Origin of the sequence: Teredinibacter waterburyi, assembly GCF_001922985.1 — a bacterium.
Lineage (GTDB): Bacteria > Pseudomonadota > Gammaproteobacteria > Pseudomonadales > Cellvibrionaceae > Teredinibacter > Teredinibacter waterburyi.
Window position 1 is genome coordinate 1 of the sequence record NZ_MRUH01000144.1, and the last position, 2,154, is coordinate 2,154.

Below are 2,154 nucleotides of genomic sequence, written 5' to 3' on the forward strand. Positions count from 1 at the left end.
TGGGTTTTTGGTAGTATCTGGTTTCAATGTTTATCGTCTAATCGCTTCGTTTAGGCTAAAGGACCAGGCTAGCTGGCCCAACGTGTGTGTTACAGGTTTGGGCCACCTCGCATAACAAGGCGCTCCACCTGACAATTTTTGCTGCGCCCGTTTGTGTATGTCGCGCATCTCCATTTTACACAAACGCTCACAGCAAAAATTGCAGGTGAGCTTGGCGTTATGCGCAATCAATTATGAATCAGTATCAAGAGCCATCAGGTAGATTTTTTGAGGTTTTAGTCGGCCTAGTTACTACTTTCATAGCACTTGTTTTTGGTGGTCTATTTTTTATGCTAGCTCTAAACGCAGGGCTAAAATACATCACATTTATAGGTGGGTCACTTCTACTTTTAGCGACTTACTGGTTTGGGCTTATTTCGTTCAGGCTTGTTCTGAATAAACCTAATAAGCACGGCGGTCTTTTTTCCGTTGGCGGCCTTAAGTTTCTTAGTGCTTTCGTTGGTTTATCAGCCTTCGTGGTTTCACCACTGGCACTTTATATGGGGCATTGGGGCGCGTTAATGGGCTGTATCTTTTTATCTTTAGGGTGTTATCAGGGGTGGCAAATGGCAGGTCGTCGTGGCATCGCATAACAAAGCAATCTACCCTCGCCAGCAAGCTGGCTGGACCTCCACTGCGTTGTTTGTTTTGTGCTTTTCAGCTACGCTGGCACAAAACAAACAACTACGTTCCGGCCGGTAATTGCGGCGTTATGAGTAATATGGAAATATCAGACGAAATCATGAATCTCGAAGAAAATATACGAAGTGGCTCGCTTTGTATGTTTGGTTGCTGGTTCGGCAGACCAATGGATAATATCCATCGCGCATGTTCAGCTGACTTTACAAATGAATTACTAACCATAAATTTTGACCAAGGTGAAACGCTTGAAATATGGAACCCGTCAAAACTCATCATTTCCGGTAATGTAATAAAAATAGCTAAAGCATCCAAAGTTCAATGGTCTTGGTTTTATTACGGTAAACCACAAATACAAGAAAACCTTCACACCCAAGAATTCATTGTTAGCGGTAAAAATGTTGTTAATCAAAATCAACAGCCAATTAAGGGTGCTTCAATAAATGAGGCGGCAATAGCACTATGCTAATCACTCATAACAAAGCAATCTACCAACGCCAGCAAGCTGGCTGGACCTTCACTGCGTTGTTTGTTTTGTGCTTTTCAGCTACGCTGGCACAAAACAAACAACTACGTTCCGGCCGGTAATTGCGGCGTTAGAGCTTATGAAGAATAGATTCACAGTTATCTTTATCGTTGTTCTTATATGTTCACCTGCAATAGCAGATAAAAGCGCGTTGGTGGGTAAATGGAAATCTAACGAAGAAAAATCTCTTAAAAGTATGGGCGATGTAGAGGCGATGCCAGATGATGTTCGTAAATTTATGGAGAAAGATTTTTTCGGCCACCTTATCGCTGAATATAAGGAAACGGAAGCTCGTATTTATTTTGACAAAAAAGATTTGAATACGGAAGAAAGCTATAAATTTTCCCCATATTCTTTGGTTAGGGAGGATGAAGAGTATTTTTTGATCAAGTATTTCGATAAAGCAGAAAATACGGATGTTACTCGGAAGCTAAAAAGGACTGGGAATTGTTATTATTTGGAAGTTGTTGAGTGGGGGTTCAATGAGTATTTTTGCAAAATTGAAGAACCGCTCTAACAAGGTTATCAACCCGACCTTCACTGCGTTGCTTCGTTTGCGCTCAACCGCTACGCTAGCGCAAACAAATCAACTCCGTTCCGGCGGGTTATAACGGCGTTATGCGTGGTATTAAAAAAAGCGCTTTGTCTGTTTTAGGTTGTTGTCAGTTGTCTTTTTAGTATGTGCCGCTCCAGCAGTGGTGTAGTAGGGTAAATCGCAGTGATGCAGTCAGGGAGTGGCATTCAATTTTTAGTCAGTCGTATCCGAACTATGTCTCCCGTCGTTGTTCTCAGTGGTTTCTTTCTAGGCAGTACCAAATCAATCTATTGCTTAATCTTCTTGTAGTATTATTTTGGGCTTTTGGTAGTATCTGGTTTTAGTGTTTTACATCTAATCGCTTCGTTTAGGCTAAAGGGCCAGGCTAGCTGGCCCAACGTGTGTGTTACTGGGT

General features: G+C 42.0%; 3 protein-coding genes. All 3 read left to right on the forward strand.

Annotation, left to right across the window (positions count from 1 at the left end):
* Positions 1-233 precede the first annotated feature (233 nt).
* The 3 genes from IDZ20_RS10905 to IDZ20_RS10915 all read left to right on the forward strand — a co-directional run bounded on the left by IDZ20_RS10905 (position 234) and on the right by IDZ20_RS10915 (position 1,721).
* On the forward strand, positions 234-632 hold the full coding sequence (locus IDZ20_RS10905) for a hypothetical protein (RefSeq protein ID WP_188151468.1): 399 nt from the start codon (positions 234-236) through the stop codon (positions 630-632).
* 128 nt (positions 633-760) lie between these two features.
* Positions 761-1,147 carry a hypothetical protein gene (locus tag IDZ20_RS10910; RefSeq protein WP_188151469.1) on the forward strand — a complete coding sequence of 129 codons (387 nt, stop codon included), beginning with the start codon at positions 761-763 and terminating at the stop codon, positions 1,145-1,147.
* Positions 1,148-1,283: 136 nt separating this feature from the next.
* Complete coding sequence (locus IDZ20_RS10915) at positions 1,284-1,721, forward strand: hypothetical protein (protein ID WP_188151470.1); 438 nt, start codon at positions 1,284-1,286, stop codon at positions 1,719-1,721.
* Positions 1,722-2,154 lie beyond the last annotated feature (433 nt).